Here is a 15366-nt window from a genome sequence, read left to right on the forward strand (position 1 = left end):
GGGGTACGATGAACTGACTGCATATCGGGCGAATACGAAGGGTCCCTGTCCATGAAATACACCAAGCTCGAGCGTAACTGGGTTATGTACGATGTGGGCAATTCGGCCCTCGTGTTGCTCAACACTTCGGTGGTGCCCATCTACTTTAACGCCATCAATACCGGTGCTTCCTCGGCCGACCTGGTAGTCGCTTGGGGTAGCGCGCAGACGATTGCCTCGCTGGTCATTGCCATGCTCATGCCCATTCTGGGCGCGCTTGCCGATTACGCCGGCAACAAGATCAAGTTTTTCTTGGGCTTCTTCCTCACGGGCTTGGTGCTTTGCCTAGCGCAGGCTATCCCAATGTCCGCCATGGCATTTTTGACCGTGTACGTGCTGTGCACCATCGGCCTTAACTCTTCTATGACGTTCTATGACGCCATGCTGCCCGACATTACCACCGACGAGCGTATGGACGCCGTGTCCAGCTCGGGCTATGCCTGGGGCTACATCGGTTCCACCGTGCCGTTCATCATCTGCCTGGCGCTTATCATGGGTGGTCCCGCTCTTGGCGTCCCCACCATGCTGGCAACGCGTCTCTCGTTTGTCATCACTGGTGCCTGGTGGCTCATCTTTACCCTGCCGCTCATTCGCAGCTATAAGCAAAAGTACGGTCGCGAGCGCGGTCCCGAGGACACCATCGGCCACATCGTGGGCGGCGTGTTCTCCGAGGTCGTACACACCATGCGCGAGATCGCCCACAACAAGACCGTGCTGGTCTACATGATTGCGTTCTTCTTCTACATCGACGGTGTGCACACGGTCATTTCCATGGCAACCAGCTACGGTTCGGCTCTGGGCATCGACTCGACCCAGCTGGTACTGGCCCTGCTCGTTACACAGTTCGTGGCCTTTCCGTCCGCCATCATCTACGGCAAGCTCGCCGGACGCGTGGGCACGCTCAACATGATCCTGGTGGCGGTCGCCGCCTACATGGGCATTGTGCTGTTCGCCGCGTTTTTCCTCAAGACCGCCTTTGAATTCTGGGTGCTTGCCATTATGGTCGGCCTGTTCCAGGGTGGCGTGCAGGCACTCAGCCGTAGCTACTTTGGCCGCATCATCCCCAAGGAAAAGTCCAACGAGTACTACGGCTTCTTTGACATCTTTGGGCGCTATGCAAGCGTTATGGGCACCTTTCTGGTGTCGGTCGTCACCTCGCTGACCGGCAACCCGTCGCTGGGCGTTCTTTCCATTGCTGTGCTGCTGGTCGTTGGCTTTATGCTGCTGGCCCGCCTGTCTCGCATGACTCGAGCGGCAGAGCATGCCGCATAGGAGCGAGCGGCTATTGTGCCTGTCCGCGGTACTCTTTTGGGGTTATCCGCAATAAACATTGCGACTTGCGAGCAATGATTTGCCCAAGTGGGTATGATGGAATCAGCTAGGTCGCGGGGCGTCGCCTGTGTTTGGCGGCGCCTCGTTTTTGTGTTGCAGGGAGGGAAGGCATGAACGCCACGGTTGTGATTCCAACATATTGGGCGGGCGATGATGCCCATGCAAACGCTCCCGGTGTCTATGACCACTCGACGAAGCTCAACGCCGCCAATCCCGAGCTCGATCGCTGTCTTGCTTCGCTCGAGCAGGTACGCGATATTCCGCGAATCATCCTTTTGGTGGTCTGTCCCATCTCGGCCACGGCGGATGTGTCGAAGCGCGTACGCGAAATCGTCGACGCGCACCCTACGCTCAAAGTTACCGTAGTCACCAATACCCAGGCATCGCGTATCGCCGACCGCGTAGCGCAGATTGCGCCCAAGGGTTCGGGGGAATGCGTGAGCCTGCGCGGCTATGGCGCCATCCGCAATATGGGACTTGCCTGTGCCGCCGTGCTGGGTCACGATGCCGTCATCTTTTTGGATGACGACGAGACTGTCATCGATGCCGACTTTATGAAACGCGCGACTTACGCGTTGGGGCAGCAGACGCGTCAGGGCCTGCCGATCTTGGTTAAGAGCGGCTACTTTTACGATCGAGACGGATCGCCGCTGGCCCCCACGGACAAGGTGGGCATCTGCCACCGTTGGTGGACCAAGCGTATTGAGTTCAATCGCTGGATGAAAAAGGCGCTCTCGGGTACCCGTATTTCGCGTTCAAACTATGTGTGCGGCGGCCTTATGGCCCTCCATGCCCGCGCCTTTACCCGCGTGGCATTTGACCCGTTTATCACTCGTGGCGAGGACCTGGACTACCTCTTTAATATGCGCATATTTGGCTACGACGTATGGTTTGATAACGAGTGGACCGTACGCCATCTACCGCCCGAGTCCGAGAAACGCTCGCCGCGCTTTATGCAGGACGTGTACCGTTGGTACTACGAACGTGCCAAGCTAACGTTTGCCGCGCATCAGAAAGAGCTCATTCCCGTTACAGCCGCGTCTCTCATGCCCTATCCGGGTCCGTGGATTTCGCGCGAGCTTGACGATCGCGTGCGTAAGACTGCCATGGTCCGCAGCATTTTTACCCGCGAGCACGAGGGATACCTACGCATTTGGCGCCACGGTATTGACGAGGCCAGGACCTACGCACGCCAAAACGCCGCAAGCTACCTGCGGTTCCAGAGCTTCTGGCCCAAGATTATGGATGGGCTCTGGCGTGACGCCCAGCTGACCAGCATCCTGGAGGGGACTGAATGATCGACCGCCGCGCCCAGCGCGATAGTTCAATGTCAATCTTTCGCATCATTGCCGTATCCTGCGCCATTTGTGTGCTGGTGTACTTTGTTTTTGCCCTGGCGACTGGAATCGAGCCAATCGCGACCGTGGTCGCCTGTACGCTGCTATGCATCTTCCTGTGTATCTTTATCTTTTTGACGCTCAATCCCGATTCGGTTCGCTCGCAGTACACCGAGGAGACGCTCTCGGTGGCCTCGGCCATGCTCGAGGACATTAAAGGCGGTCTGACGCAGGAGTCAGCACGTCTGGTGTGCCAGCGCATTTTGCCCGAGACACGCGCCATGACAGTTGCCGTTACCGACGAGAGCAACGTACTGGCCTGCGCGGGCGAGTTTGAGGAAAAGCTGCTGCCCAATTCTCCCATTCATACGCTCGCCACGCGCTACGTCATCGAACACGGTATCGTCCAGTCGTTCAACCGCGTGGTGGACGTGGTGGGTTCGGATGGCTCACACAACCAGGTCCCCGCTGGCATCATCGCACCCATCAAGGTGGGCGACCGCACCGTCGGCACGCTCAAGTTCTATTACAAGACCCCGCGTGCCGTCGACCGTACCCAGTATGCGCTCGCCTCGGGTTTTGCCGAAATCCTGTCCACGCAGCTCGCCATTCACGAGCTCGAGGTGCAAAAGGAGCTCACGGCCCGTGCCGAGGTGCGTGCCCTGCAGGCGCAGATTAACCCGCACTTCCTGTTCAACACGCTCAACACCATCGCATCGTTTACGCGTACCGACCCGCTGCGCGCCCGCGAGCTGCTGCGCGAGTTCTCCTCGTTCTATCGCGCAACGCTCGACAATTCGGGTTCGCTCATTCCCGTGTCGCGCGAGGTCGCACAGACCAAGCGCTACCTGACGTTTGAGAAGGCGCGCTTTGGCGAGGATCGCGTGCTGGCGACCTTTGACGTGTCCGAGGACGTCGAGGACACGCTGGTTCCGGCATTTGTGATCCAACCGATTGTCGAGAACGCCGTGCGTCACGGCATGGGTGATGCCAGTGCGCTGAAGATTGACGTGACGGTGCGCAGGGATGGTGACGATGCGATTTTGATTTCGGTGGCCGATGACGGTGTGGGCATGGACGAGGGCATCGCTGCCAGACTGTTTGACGAGCGCTCTGCCCGCCCCGACGCCAGCTCCCCGCAGGGTGGCGGCGCCGGCGTTGCCATGCACAATATTTCGGAGCGCATTCATCGCTTTTATGGGCCGCACTCCTATACGCGCGTCGAATCGGCGCCGGGTAAGGGCGCTAAAGTGCTCCTACATCTCGATTTGTCGGAGAGCATCTTCGACATTCAAGAGTAGAATAATTGGTCACGGGCTTAACGCCGGTTGGCGTATGCCCGACGTAGTTAGTTGACGAAAGGTTTTATCCCCATGCTGCGTGCGATGATTGTGGATGATGAGGCCCCGGCCCGTTCGGAACTTCGCTTCTTGCTCGAGCAGACGGGCAAGATCGGCACGATCACAGAAGCGTCGAGCGTTCGCTCCGCCATCGAGATGCTTATGGAGAGTCGCGTTGATGTCGTGTTCCTCGATATTTCGATGCCTGGCGCTTCGGGTCTGCAACTTGCCGAGGCGCTGCATAAGCTTAAGAATCCGCCGGCGATCGTGTTTGTGACCGCGTACAGCGATCATGCGGTTGAGGCGTTTGATGTGGATGCCGTCGACTATCTGATGAAGCCGGTAGAGGAAGCCCGCCTGGATCGTGCAATCGAGAAGGTCATGCAGCGCACGAAGCCCGTTGCGGACAGCAAGGTGACCATCGAGCGCATCCCGGTGGAGAAGGGCGGCCGCAAGGTGCTCATCCCCGTGGACGACATTCGCTTCATTATGGCCAAGGACGATTACTCCTGTATCTATACCGTCGACGACCGTTTTTTGTCGACGACCTCGCTGGCACAGTTCGAGGCCAAGCTCTGTGATTTTGGCTTCTTCCGCGTTCACCGCCGCTATATCGTTAACCTGGCGTGTGTTACCGACGTCGAGACGGTTCCCTCGGGCGCTATCCAGCTGGGCATTACGGGCGTCGACGAACGCGTGCCGGTTTCGCGCCGTCGCGTCGTACCGCTCAAGAAGGCCCTGAGCCTCTAGCACACCGGCCCCGCAGCCCTGTAGACCAAAATCGTCTGCGGAGCCGCGGGGCTTTTTGTATGAACGCACCAAATCGTTTTGCGGAAGGGATCCCATGAACAGTGCAAGCGCCAAGCGTATCGACATCATCTCGGACACCCACGGTTATCTGTCGCCCGCGCTTTTAGATGAGTTGAGCGGCGCGGACCTGATTATCCATGCCGGCGATCTTACGTCGGAGATGGACTACGAACATCTGCGAACCATTGCCCCCGTGCGAGCGGTTCTGGGCAATAACGACTACTACCGTGATTACGGCCCCGAAGTGGACCGTCTGGCGCTCTTTAGCTACGAGGGCCTTAAGTTTGCCGTAGCCCACTACCGCGAAGACCTCCCGGTGGGATCCGTGGACGTAGCCATCAACGGTCACACTCACGTAACCAAAGAGGCCCAGGTGGGCCGCTGCTTGGTCCTCAACCCAGGCAGCGCCAGCTACCCCAGGGGCACCCGGGGCCCCACCATGGCCAGAATGCTCGTCAAAGACGGCAAGATTCTCAGCACCAAATTTATTGACCTAGAGTAAACGCAACAAAAACGGGGGATGCAGATTGCATCCTCCGTTTTTCTTTGAGCCAAAGGCCGAAGTTCAACAACAACCATCAGACAACCCCGCCCAGGAGAACGGGGGTCCCGAGCCGCGAAGCGGCGAGCAACAAAGTCTTCGAACAAAGTGACGGCAGGGAGGGTCTCCGGGGCCGGCTGGCGCGGGTTACGTTTGTCGCGAGTTCCGCACGCAAAGGAAAGCACTTAATGTGCTTTCCGTCTTGCGCAGGACTGTAGAGCAGCAAACTTAACCCGCGCCAGCCGGCCCCGGAGACCCTCCCGGAGGGACCCAAAAAATATTTTCAAAAAAGTTGTTGCGCGGCGAACAGACTTCTGTGTATACTAATCCCCGCAGCGCACGCGAGCGGAAACAAACGCGAACGACTGCCTGGGGAGTTAGCTCAGTTTGGTTAGAGCGCCGGCCTGTCACGTCGGAGGTCGCGGGTTCGAGCCCCGTACTTCCCGCCAACGCAATTAAAGCCACGTCTTCGGACGTGGCTTTTTGCGTTTAATAGGACAACCGCTCGGCCGTCCCTTTCATTCTGCTCCTTGTTTCCGAAATGCGGAAATGAATTAAGTATATCGGTTTAAACGGGGGGGGTTTGTTGCGCAACACTCGTTCAACGAAACAGGGGGGTTAGGTTATACTAAATTCCACTGCAGGCCTAATCTGATGCAATTTGCTTTGGATTCGACCTTCAGCGGACATCTAGTTCACTATTTGGTTGTCCCGGCGGTTATTTAGCGTCTCGACGTAAGCTCGGCCCCGGAGCCCGTTCGAGCTGTTCGTATTCCTTGAAAGGGGAAACATGGACATATCGAGGAAGACTGATTATGCCCTCCGCATGCTTGCGATGCTTGCCGAGGAGCCGGAGCGGTTGCTTTCTGTTCGCACTGCTGCCGAAGAGGTCAATGTTCCGTATTCGTTTGCCCGTTCGATCCAACACGGTTTGGTTCAGGCCGGTATTGTGGAGAGCCTGCGTGGCGTCCACGGCGGTATGCGTCTTAAGGTCAACCCGAGCGAGGTCACTATCCGTCAGGTCGTCGAGGCCGTTCAGGGCCCTATGGTTATGAATGATTGCACGGCACTCGATGGCGACTGTGCGCGCAGGGGCACGTGCTGCTATCATCCCCTGTGGGCTGGGGCCCAGGCGCTGATGCGTGACTACCTCGATTCCGTTTCGCTGGACGATGTCGTCGCTCGCCGCCAGTTCCCCGCCGTCGATCCCAAGTTCGCCGACCGCGACGCCTTTCCCGAGTATGCCGTTTGCGCGTGTGCTTGCCGGGAGGAGTAGCGCCGCATAAGGAGCATAGCTATGATTCAGGACCCCTTTCGTTCGATGATTCGTTCGGAAGGGGTTCTGCGTTATCGCGACCTTCCGTGGCGCCGCACACGCGACCCGTACATCATCTGGCTTTCCGAGGTCATGCTGCAGCAGACGCAGGTTCCACGCGTAGAGACGCGCATGCCGGCATGGCTCGACCGCTTTCCGACCGTGCATTCTCTCGCCCAGGCCGCTCCTTCTGATGTTTTGGACGCTTGGCAGGGCATGGGCTACAACCGCCGTGCTTTGGCGCTCCATAAGGCCGCGCAGCGACTCGTGGAGGACTGGGATGGGGAGTTTCCGCGTGATACACGCGACCTGGTCGCGCTGCCCGGTATTGGGCCCGCAACGGCGCAGGGCATTCGGTCGTTTGCGTTTGATCTTCCGGGAGTGTACCTGGAGACCAATGTGCGCACGGTCTTTTTGCATCACTTTTTTCCTGACGTTCCGTCTGTTCCCGATCGCGAGCTGGTGCCGTTGATCCAGGCGGCCTGCCCGGCGGCGCCCGGTGCGGCGGCGGATGAGGTCGCTCCCTTTGCCGTGCCGCTCGACGATGCCGATACGCCGCGCGCGTGGTATTACGCGCTGCTGGATTACGGCGCGTATCTCAAAAAGACGCTGCCCAATCCGTCTAGGCGCTCGGCGGGCTACAGCCGCCAGTCCAAGTTTGAGGGCTCGCGTCGGCAAAAGCGTGCCCATATCGTGCGCATGCTGCTTGCAGCTCGCGACGGACAGCAGGCGGGCATAACGCTTGTTGAAGCTGTTGCAGGCGTTAACAAGATGGAGGCCGCAGCGGGTCGCGAACCGGTTGGTTGCGATTTTATTGCGGGCATTCTTGCCGACCTGGAGCGCGAAGGCTTTTGTCGTGCCGAAGGCGAGCGCTGGCTGAGTGTGTGATGACGCGAATTTGCAGAACAGGATAGTAAGGTTTAGATTCTCGGCATGAGGGTATCCTAAAGGCAATGCCGCTCAAAGTCTATGGGCGGCGCGTATTGAAGGGAAGTACACCTATGGATTTTGAGAATTCTCAAACCAAGAAGAACCTCGAGACCGCTTTTGCCGGTGAGTCCCAGGCGCACACCAAGTATCGTTACTATGCATCCAAGGCCAAAAAGGACGGCTACGTTCAGATTTCGAATATCTTTGCAGAGACGGCGGGCAACGAGTCCGAGCATGCCAAGCTGTGGTTTAAGTACCTGCACGACGGTGCTGTTCCGGATACGCTGGACAACCTGCGCGATGCCGCCGCGGGCGAGAACTACGAGTGGACCACGATGTATGACGAGTTCGCCAAGACCGCCGAAGAGGAGGGTTTTGACGAGATTGCCGCGAAGTTCCGTGGCGTTGGCGCTGTCGAGAAGGCTCACGAGGAGCGCTATAACAAGCTCGTCGAGCGCATTGAATCGGGCGAGGTGTTTGAGCGCGAGGGCGTAAAGGTGTGGAAGTGCCTGAACTGCGGGCACCTGCATGTTGGTGCCAAGGCGCCCGAGGTGTGCCCGGTTTGCAACCATCCCAAGGCGTACTTTGAGGAGCAGGTGGTGAACTACTAGCGCTTGGCGCTGGCTGCTGCGGAGCGCGGGGCGGGAGGCCGGATTGCCTTCCCTCCCCGCTCACGGCTTCGCAGGGTCGCGTTGAGGGAAGGCAATCCGGCCTCCCTCCCCGCGCCCCGGCGTTGGGTCGTTGCGTGCTCGCTACAGAAAAGCTGATTAGAAGTTTGCGTGCCGCCCCTTTTGGGGCGGCACGTTTTTGTGTGGGGTCCCTGTCTTCACAATTTCCGTCAAGCTTTTGGTTAGGTTTTGGTCGGATGGCGCAAGGGCGAGAGGGCAAAAGATTGCTGGCGAAAAAAGCTCAAAGAAAGTGCTGGTAGGGGAGTTGTTGAACTTTTCGACAGTTTTCTGACAAAAGAATCTTTGCGGCTATTGCCGCGGATTTCATTGCCGCGGCCGCGATGGTGCGGGATGCTGGGCGCAAGCATCGAATGCTCCTATTGAGGAGGCCAACATGGATCTGTTTCTTGAGACCCCGCAGCAACAAGCCGAGCGCATGCTGCGCCAACAGCAGCGGCTTATGGAGATGCAAATGCAAGGGGCAGCCGTCCAGCCTCCTGCGCAAAACGCCGCGCCCGCGGTATCGCCTGCGGGTGAGGTGGACCCAGGAGCCTATTCCGTACAGCAAGATTCATATGCGCAGGAGCTTGCGTTCGACAAGCGTCGTGCGCGTCGCCGTCGCTGGGCCCAGCGCCTGCGTACGCTGGCGATGATCGTGCTGATCCCGTTGGGACTCGCGGCAATCTTCTTGGCCTCATATGCCCTCACGTGCATTCTCAACGGCGCCTCGCCCAGCGAAGTGCTCCAACATTTGACAGCTCTCGGCCAGCGCCTGGGCGATGTCGTAACAACCATCCGCGCCGGCTGGGAGAGTTAGCGTGCCAGTATTCATAGCGCAAAGGTAACTTGATGCGCCGCCGGCCACGCGCTGCATATGACAGGGTAAGATTGATCGCGGTTTTGTTTGATGATCGATTGGGTTTGTTGGGCGGAGTCTATGTCTGCTGTTGATATTGTGCTGGTCGTGATCGCCTTGGTAGCGGTAGGAGTGGCTGTGGCTTGCGCCCTGCAGCTCAAGGGCCTTCGCGCCGAGCTGCGAGAGCGCAGCGATGGCGGTGCGGAGGCGCTGGCGGCACTCGAGCAGGCCAACAACGCGCTCGATGCCCTGAACGTCGCGCTGGCAGAAACCCGCCGCACGGCCAATGCCATCGCGCAGCAGCAGACGACAGATGCGGCCGTGGAGCAGCAACGTTACCTGAACATCGCACGCGAGTTTTCGCAAGCTGGTGACCGGATGGATGACCTGCGCCGCGAGACGGCCCAACAACTCGGTGCCAACCGCGAGGGCATCGAACACCGCCTGGACAAGGTGCGCGAGACGGTCGATGCCCAGCTGGGTGCTATCCGCAAAGATAACAACGTGCAACTCGATCAGATGCGCGCGACGGTGGACGAGAAGCTCTCCCGCACGCTCAACGATCGCCTGTCGGCATCGTTTAAGCAGGTGAGCGACCAGCTCGAGGCCGTGTACAAGGGCTTGGGCGACATGCAGTCCATCGCCACCGGCGTGGGCGACCTTAAGCGCGTGCTGGGCAACGTAAAGGCGCGTGGCATTTTGGGCGAGGTGCAGCTGGGTGCAATCCTGGCGGACATCCTCACGCCCGACCAGTATCTGGAAAACGTCGCCACCAAGCCCGGCGCCTCGGAGCGCGTTGAGTTTGCCGTCAAGCTGCCAGTAGACGAGGACGATCCCGTGCTGCTGCCGATCGACTCCAAATTCCCGGGCGATGCGTACGAGCATCTGCTCGACGCCCAAGAGTCGGGTGACGCTGAGGCCGTCGCCGCTGCGCGTAAGACGCTCGACGCCATGGTCAAGCGCGAGGCCAAGGACATCTGCGAAAAGTACCTGAGTGTGCCGGCAACGACCAACTTTGGCATTATGTTCGTGCCGTTTGAGGGGCTGTACTCCGAGGTTGTCAGTCGTCCGGGACTTATCGAGACCCTGGGCCGCGACTATCACGTCAACGTTGCCGGCCCTAGCACCATGGCGGCTATCCTCAACAGCCTGCAGATGAGCTACCAGACGTTTAGGCTGCAAAAACGCACCGATGACGTGCTGCGCGTGCTTTCTGCCGTCAAGGCCGAGCTGCCGCGCTATCAGGCGGCGCTGCGCCGCGCCCAGCAGCAAATCGAGACTGCGGGAAAGACGGTCGAGGGCATCATCACCACGCGCACCAACGTCATGGAGCGCAAGCTCAAGGACATCGACGCGCTGGAAGACGCCGACCAAGCTGATGAGATCTTGGGACTCACGCCCGCGGGCCTTCTCACAGACCAAGAAGACGAGGAATAATTACAACAAGACGGTGGGGCGCCGGCGCAAACGCGGGCGCCCCGCTGCTTTTCGCATCGTGCTTGCCTGAAGTGCGCTTTAGTATGCAACAATGACGTTTAGCCCCGCCATATGTGAAAGGAAGCCCATGTCACAGAGAAGCACCAGTCCGCTCAAACGCTCAACCGTGCGCCGCACGCTACAGCGTTTTTGGGACGTTACGCGCACGCAGCCGCTGATCGTCTTTCTCTCGGTGCTCTCGTCGGCGGGCTACATCTTTTTGCTCACGTTTGCCAACACCTACGTGATGGCGCTTATCGTCGACCGCGTCCAGGCCGGCCCCGTGGCGGGCGACCGGGTGTTTGAGGTCTTTGGCCCCTACATTCTGGCGCTCGTGCTCGTTAACCTGGTAGGCCAGATCCTCTCCAAGCTGCAGGACTACACCGTCTACAAGCTCGAGATTGCGGGTAACTATCACTTGGCGCGCCTGTGCTTCGACACGCTCTCCAATCAATCCATGACATTCCACACCAGCCGTTTTGGCGGATCGCTTGTGAGCCAGACGAGCCGTTTTATGAGCGGCTACACGGGGTTGGTGGACGTGACGGTGTATTCGCTCATCCCCACTGTCACCTCGGTTGTCTGCACGGTGGCGGCGCTCGCTCCGGTGGTGCCGACGTTTACCGTGATCCTGGTGGGCATTATGGTCGTCTACATCTCGTTTGTCTGGCTCATGTATAAGCGCATCATGCCGCTTTCGGCCGCGACGTCCGCCGCGCAGAACAAGCTGTCGGGCGTGCTTTCCGACGCGGTCACGAACATCCTGGCCGTCAAGACCTGCGGGCGCGAAGACTTTGAGCGCGACCTGTTCGATGCTGCCGACCGCGCCGCGCGCGACGCCGAAACGGTTTCGATGCACGCCATGATGCAGCGCAACTTTACGACCTCGGGCCTTATCGTCATTACCATGGCCGTGGTGAGTGTGTTTGTGGCGGGCGGCAACGCGTGGTTTGGCATCTCGGCCGGCGCGCTCGTCATGATCTTTACCTATACGTACAACCTCACCATGCGTCTGAACTACGTAAGCTCCATGATGCAGCGCATCAACCGCGCGCTGGGCGATGCGGCCGAGATGACGCGCGTGCTGGACGAGCCGCGTCTGGTGGCAGACGACGAGAACGCTCCCGAGCTCAAGGTGGGCGAGGGCGCGATTGATTTTGAGCACCTGAGCTTTGCATACCGCGACGCCGCGGCGGGCGAGAGCGTGTTCGACGACCTGACGCTCCATGTGGCGGCGGGTCAGCGCGTGGGCCTGGTGGGCAAATCGGGCTCGGGCAAGACGACGCTCACCAAGTTGCTGCTGCGCCTGGACGACGTACAAGGCGGTCGCGTACTCGTGGACGGTCAGGATGTCTCGCGCTGCACGCAGCAGAGCCTGCGCCGCCAGGTTGCCTACGTGCCGCAGGAGGCGCTGCTGTTTCACCGCTCCATTCGCGAGAACATCGCCTACGGCCGCCCCGACGCCACCGACGAACAGATCCGCGAGGCGGCCCGCTTGGCCAATGCCCTGGAGTTTATCGACCGCCTGCCCCGGGGCTTTGACACCATGGTGGGCGAGCGCGGCGTTAAGCTTTCGGGGGGCCAACGCCAGCGCGTGGCCATCGCCCGTGCCATCCTTACCGACGCGCCGATTCTGGTGCTCGACGAGGCGACCTCTGCCCTGGACAGTGAGTCCGAGGCGCTGGTGCAGGAGGCGCTTGAGAACCTGATGCGTGGCCGCACCTCTATTGTGGTGGCACATCGCCTGTCCACCGTGGCGGCGCTCGACCGCATCGTGGTGCTGGCGGACGGCGAGATTGTCGAGGACGGTACGCATGCGCAGCTTGTCGAGGCAGGCGGCGAGTACGCAAGCTTGTGGGGCCGCCAGACCGGCGCATTTTTGGAGGCGTAAAGACCCCATACGTGGGACAATCGTGCCCATAGGTAGGTTATGCCGCTGATCCGAGGAGTCGTTATGCCACGCGAGACCAATGCCGCCAAGCGCGAGCGCGCCGTTGAGGTGTGCGAGCGCCTTAACCGTCGCTATGGCCCGGTTGAGTGTTTTTTGGACCACGAGAATCCCTATAGGCTGCTCATAGCGGTGTTGCTCTCGGCGCAGACGACCGACGCGCAGGTCAACAAGGTGACGCCGAAGCTGTTTGCCCAGTGGCCCACGCCCGAGGCCATGGCGGGGGCGAGCGTTGCCGATGTGGCAGATACCATTAAGTCGCTCGGCTTCTATAAGAGCAAAGCCAAGCACGCCGTGGAGGCCGCACAGATGATTGTCGCCGATTACGGCGGCGAGGTGCCGGCCGACATGAAGGAGCTTGTCAAGCTGCCGGGCGTTGGGCGCAAGACGGCGAACATCGTGCTCAACGTGGGGTTTGGCATTGTCGAGGGCATCGCGGTCGATACGCACGTCAACCGGATCGCGCACCGTCTGATGCTGAGTCCCAAGACGCACGCCAAAGAGCCGCTCAAGACGGAGCAGGATCTGCTCAAGATCTTGCCGCACGAGTATTGGGAGTCGGTCAACCACCAGTGGATCACCTTTGGCCGCGAGATCTGCGACGCCCGCAAACCTAAGTGCGACGAGTGCCCGCTGGCAGATCTTTGCCCCAGCGTACGGATGGTGTAATAGCTTTTTGCAAACTTTTTTGCAAAAAAGTCTCAAACCTTAGATATAGCTTGGTTGCGCAACCTTTTGAGTTTTTTCTCGGCTTGAATTAACCATGCAATTCAAATGTCTTCTTTCGCGAAGTGGTCGCGGAGAAGCAAGTCGGGAAAGGACGACCACATGAATAGGAAGCTTAACGCTGCTATCACAGCCGGTCTGAGCTTGAGTATGGTGCTTGGCTCTACGCCGGTAACCGCTATTGCTGCACAGGTCCAGCAGCCTGCTGCCAAGAGCGCAACCGAGGCTAATGACTGGTGCGTGCTCAATGTTTACGATGAGGCAGATGGCCAGCAGTTACTGGGGATTTCGGTTCAAAAGGGCCAAAAAAAGGTAACTGAGGCGCTCGAGGGTAACGTGCCTGCGAAGCCTGGCTACAAGATTGGCTACCTCTACACTCAGAGTGGTTTGCAGTTTAGCTACGACGAAGCAACGAATACCTGGTCTGGCAACGAGGCTACGGTGAACGACAACATGGATCTCTATGTACACTTCGTTGAGAAGCAGGAGACCCCCGCGGAGAAGCGCACCGTCCTCGTCCAGTACTTCGACGAGGGCTACGATCCCATCATCCGCGTCGTCGACTTCGAGGGCTCCACTACTTGGATGAACCAGAAGCCGATGGACAAGCCTGGCAAGGTCTTCGTCGGTTGGAAGTACACGGGTGCCGACGATAGCGAGATCATCAAGCCTGGCCAGCCTCTTAACTACACGGATGAGAGCGTCAACCTGCAGGCCGTCTGGGCCGACGCCCCGGTCGAGTACGCTACCGTGACCTTCTACGACGAGGGCGACCAGCCGATCGGCAACGCCACCTATCAGGTCGGCTCCTTCAATTGGGATGCCATCACGCCCGCTCCCAAGGACGGCAAGGTCTTCGTCGGCTGGAAGTACACGGGTGCTTCCGACGACCAGATCATCGACTTCGCGACTACCCCCATCCTGGCCGACGTTTCTCTTCAGGCCGTCTGGAAGGACGCTGCCAAGGAGACCCACACCGTCAACTTCTATGACGAGGGCTACGATCCCATTATCCAGCTGGTTGATTTCGCCGGCTCCACGACTTGGATGAACCAGACTCCCGCCGCCAAGGACGGCAAGGTCTTCGTCGGTTGGAAGTTCGTTGGCGCTGATGACAGCGAGATCATCCCCGCTGGCACCGAGCTCAAGGCTGACTGGAATGTTCAGGCTGTCTGGAAGGACGCCGAGGCTGCCGTCCACACGGTGACCTATTACGACGAGGGCTACGAGCCCATCGGCTATGGTGAGATCCGGGCCGGCCAGTTCAACTGGGATCAGGTCAAGCCCGCTGCCAAGGACGGCTACACCTTCGTCGGCTACAAGTTCACCGGCGACACCGATGACCACATCATTGACTTCTCCAAGACTGCTATGCCCGACGCTGATGTGTGCCTGCAGGCTGTTTGGCAGAAGAATGCCGAGCCCACTCCCGAGCCGACCGAGAACGAGCATACCGTTACGATCTATGAGAATGGTAAGGTTAGCACGGTCAAGGTCAAGGATGGCGAGAAGCTTTCCAAGCCCGCCGACCCCGAGGCTGTTGCTGGCTACGAGTTCGTCGGTTGGTCGACTTCTAAGTCCGAAATGGCTCAGTATGACTTCGATCAGCCTGTGACCGGCGACCTCACCATCTACGCTATGTTTAACGCTAAGAAGGAGACCGTCGAGAACGGCAAGGCCGAGGATTCTAAGAAGCAGGTTGCTGCTGACAAGAAGGACGAGGCTAAGGCCGAGAAGAAGGACGCCGCTGCCCTTCCTACCACTGGCGACCCGATCTTTGTAGTGACCTCAGCTGCTTCCCTTGCCGGCGCCGTGGCTGCCGCCGTGGGCATGTACATGACCAAGCGTCGCGAGCACTAATCTCTGCTAGTGTTTACCTCAGGGCTTAATTAGCCCAAACCTGATAGCCGCGTGGGGACCCGACCCCCACGCGGCTTTTATGTTTTAGTTATCTTGCGTAAGTTTTGTCGGCTCCTGCATCCGTATTTAGATGTCCGCGTCATATAAAGGAGCGCCGCTGCGATGTGTGCAGCGGCGCTCCTTTGCGT

14 protein-coding genes and 1 tRNA gene are annotated in these 15366 nt (G+C 59.3%); 14 read left to right on the top strand and 1 reads right to left on the bottom strand.

Annotated features, from left to right (window positions below; genetic code table 11):
• Positions 1–51 precede the first annotated feature (51 nt).
• The 9 genes from ACTQXI_RS06080 to rbr all read left to right on the top strand — a co-directional run bounded on the left by ACTQXI_RS06080 (position 52) and on the right by rbr (position 8255).
• Entirely contained in the window at positions 52–1311 is a 1260-nt protein-coding gene (locus ACTQXI_RS06080; RefSeq protein WP_441548424.1) for an MFS transporter, read from the top strand.
• 170 nt (positions 1312–1481) lie between these two features.
• Positions 1482–2669, top strand: a complete 1188-nt coding sequence (locus ACTQXI_RS06085; protein WP_427794495.1) for a glycosyltransferase — start codon at positions 1482–1484, stop codon at positions 2667–2669.
• A gap of 29 nt (positions 2670–2698) precedes the next feature.
• Positions 2699–4009, top strand: coding sequence for a histidine kinase (locus ACTQXI_RS06090; RefSeq protein WP_441535749.1), 1311 nt, complete (start codon positions 2699–2701; stop codon positions 4007–4009).
• Positions 4010–4081: 72 nt separating this feature from the next.
• On the top strand, positions 4082–4798 hold the full coding sequence (locus ACTQXI_RS06095; RefSeq protein ID WP_154518646.1) for a LytR/AlgR family response regulator transcription factor: 717 nt from the start codon (positions 4082–4084) through the stop codon (positions 4796–4798).
• 94 nt (positions 4799–4892) lie between these two features.
• Positions 4893–5360, top strand: a complete 468-nt coding sequence (locus ACTQXI_RS06100; RefSeq protein WP_427719507.1) for a YfcE family phosphodiesterase — start codon at positions 4893–4895, stop codon at positions 5358–5360.
• A gap of 410 nt (positions 5361–5770) precedes the next feature.
• Positions 5771–5848 (top strand) — tRNA-Asp (locus ACTQXI_RS06105).
• Positions 5849–6189: 341 nt separating this feature from the next.
• Positions 6190–6675: an RrF2 family transcriptional regulator gene (locus tag ACTQXI_RS06110; protein WP_154518481.1), complete on the top strand. Its 486-nt coding sequence runs from the start codon at positions 6190–6192 to the stop codon at positions 6673–6675.
• Between the two features lie 21 nt (positions 6676–6696).
• Positions 6697–7602 (top strand): adenine glycosylase, encoded by a 906-nt coding sequence (locus ACTQXI_RS06115; RefSeq protein WP_441537686.1) that lies wholly within the window; start codon positions 6697–6699, stop codon positions 7600–7602.
• 113 nt (positions 7603–7715) lie between these two features.
• The gene (gene rbr / locus ACTQXI_RS06120) at positions 7716–8255 is read left to right on the top strand and encodes a rubrerythrin (RefSeq protein ID WP_441537685.1); all 540 of its coding nucleotides are present in this window, start codon (positions 7716–7718) and stop codon (positions 8253–8255) included.
• 239 nt (positions 8256–8494) lie between these two features.
• Here rbr and ACTQXI_RS06125 read toward each other — a convergent pair whose 3' ends face one another.
• Positions 8495–8680 carry a hypothetical protein gene (locus tag ACTQXI_RS06125; protein ID WP_154518490.1) on the bottom strand — a complete coding sequence of 62 codons (186 nt, stop codon included), beginning with the start codon at positions 8678–8680 and terminating at the stop codon, positions 8495–8497.
• A 26-nt stretch (positions 8681–8706) separates the two neighbouring features.
• Here ACTQXI_RS06125 and ACTQXI_RS06130 point away from each other — a divergent pair, with 26 nt between their 5' ends.
• From ACTQXI_RS06130 to ACTQXI_RS06150, 5 genes are all read left to right on the top strand, one after another.
• Positions 8707–9129, top strand: coding sequence for a hypothetical protein (locus ACTQXI_RS06130; protein WP_441015560.1), 423 nt, complete (start codon positions 8707–8709; stop codon positions 9127–9129).
• A gap of 120 nt (positions 9130–9249) precedes the next feature.
• Entirely contained in the window at positions 9250–10605 is a 1356-nt protein-coding gene (locus tag ACTQXI_RS06135; protein WP_441548425.1) for a DNA recombination protein RmuC, read from the top strand.
• A gap of 127 nt (positions 10606–10732) precedes the next feature.
• Positions 10733–12535 carry an ABC transporter ATP-binding protein gene (locus tag ACTQXI_RS06140; protein WP_441049019.1) on the top strand — a complete coding sequence of 601 codons (1803 nt, stop codon included), beginning with the start codon at positions 10733–10735 and terminating at the stop codon, positions 12533–12535.
• Positions 12536–12598: 63 nt separating this feature from the next.
• Positions 12599–13261, top strand: a complete 663-nt coding sequence (gene nth / locus ACTQXI_RS06145; RefSeq protein WP_427796176.1) for an endonuclease III — start codon at positions 12599–12601, stop codon at positions 13259–13261.
• A gap of 159 nt (positions 13262–13420) precedes the next feature.
• Positions 13421–15178, top strand: a complete 1758-nt coding sequence (locus tag ACTQXI_RS06150) for an InlB B-repeat-containing protein (protein WP_441049018.1) — start codon at positions 13421–13423, stop codon at positions 15176–15178.
• Positions 15179–15366 lie beyond the last annotated feature (188 nt).

It is taken from the genome of Collinsella sp. LCP19S3_C9, from assembly GCF_052121575.1.
Classification (GTDB): domain Bacteria; phylum Actinomycetota; class Coriobacteriia; order Coriobacteriales; family Coriobacteriaceae; genus Collinsella.

What these genes read in the sequence shown, in the direction of transcription:
- ACTQXI_RS06135 (WP_441548425.1), top strand. Translation starts at nt 9,250, where the DNA reads ATGTCTGCTGTTGATATTGTGCTGGTCGTGATCGCCTTGGTAGCGGTA.
- ACTQXI_RS06095 (WP_154518646.1), top strand. Translation starts at nt 4,082, where the DNA reads ATGCTGCGTGCGATGATTGTGGATGATGAGGCCCCGGCCCGTTCGGAA.
- ACTQXI_RS06090 (WP_441535749.1), top strand. Translation starts at nt 2,699, where the DNA reads ATGTCAATCTTTCGCATCATTGCCGTATCCTGCGCCATTTGTGTGCTG.
- ACTQXI_RS06140 (WP_441049019.1), top strand. Translation starts at nt 10,733, where the DNA reads ATGTCACAGAGAAGCACCAGTCCGCTCAAACGCTCAACCGTGCGCCGC.
- ACTQXI_RS06110 (WP_154518481.1), top strand. Translation starts at nt 6,190, where the DNA reads ATGGACATATCGAGGAAGACTGATTATGCCCTCCGCATGCTTGCGATG.
- ACTQXI_RS06150 (WP_441049018.1), top strand. Translation starts at nt 13,421, where the DNA reads ATGAATAGGAAGCTTAACGCTGCTATCACAGCCGGTCTGAGCTTGAGT.
- ACTQXI_RS06130 (WP_441015560.1), top strand. Translation starts at nt 8,707, where the DNA reads ATGGATCTGTTTCTTGAGACCCCGCAGCAACAAGCCGAGCGCATGCTG.
- ACTQXI_RS06125 (WP_154518490.1), bottom strand. Translation starts at nt 8,680, where the DNA reads ATGCTTGCGCCCAGCATCCCGCACCATCGCGGCCGCGGCAATGAAATC.
- nth (WP_427796176.1), top strand. Translation starts at nt 12,599, where the DNA reads ATGCCACGCGAGACCAATGCCGCCAAGCGCGAGCGCGCCGTTGAGGTG.
- ACTQXI_RS06085 (WP_427794495.1), top strand. Translation starts at nt 1,482, where the DNA reads ATGAACGCCACGGTTGTGATTCCAACATATTGGGCGGGCGATGATGCC.
- ACTQXI_RS06115 (WP_441537686.1), top strand. Translation starts at nt 6,697, where the DNA reads ATGATTCAGGACCCCTTTCGTTCGATGATTCGTTCGGAAGGGGTTCTG.
- rbr (WP_441537685.1), top strand. Translation starts at nt 7,716, where the DNA reads ATGGATTTTGAGAATTCTCAAACCAAGAAGAACCTCGAGACCGCTTTT.
- ACTQXI_RS06100 (WP_427719507.1), top strand. Translation starts at nt 4,893, where the DNA reads ATGAACAGTGCAAGCGCCAAGCGTATCGACATCATCTCGGACACCCAC.
- ACTQXI_RS06080 (WP_441548424.1), top strand. Translation starts at nt 52, where the DNA reads ATGAAATACACCAAGCTCGAGCGTAACTGGGTTATGTACGATGTGGGC.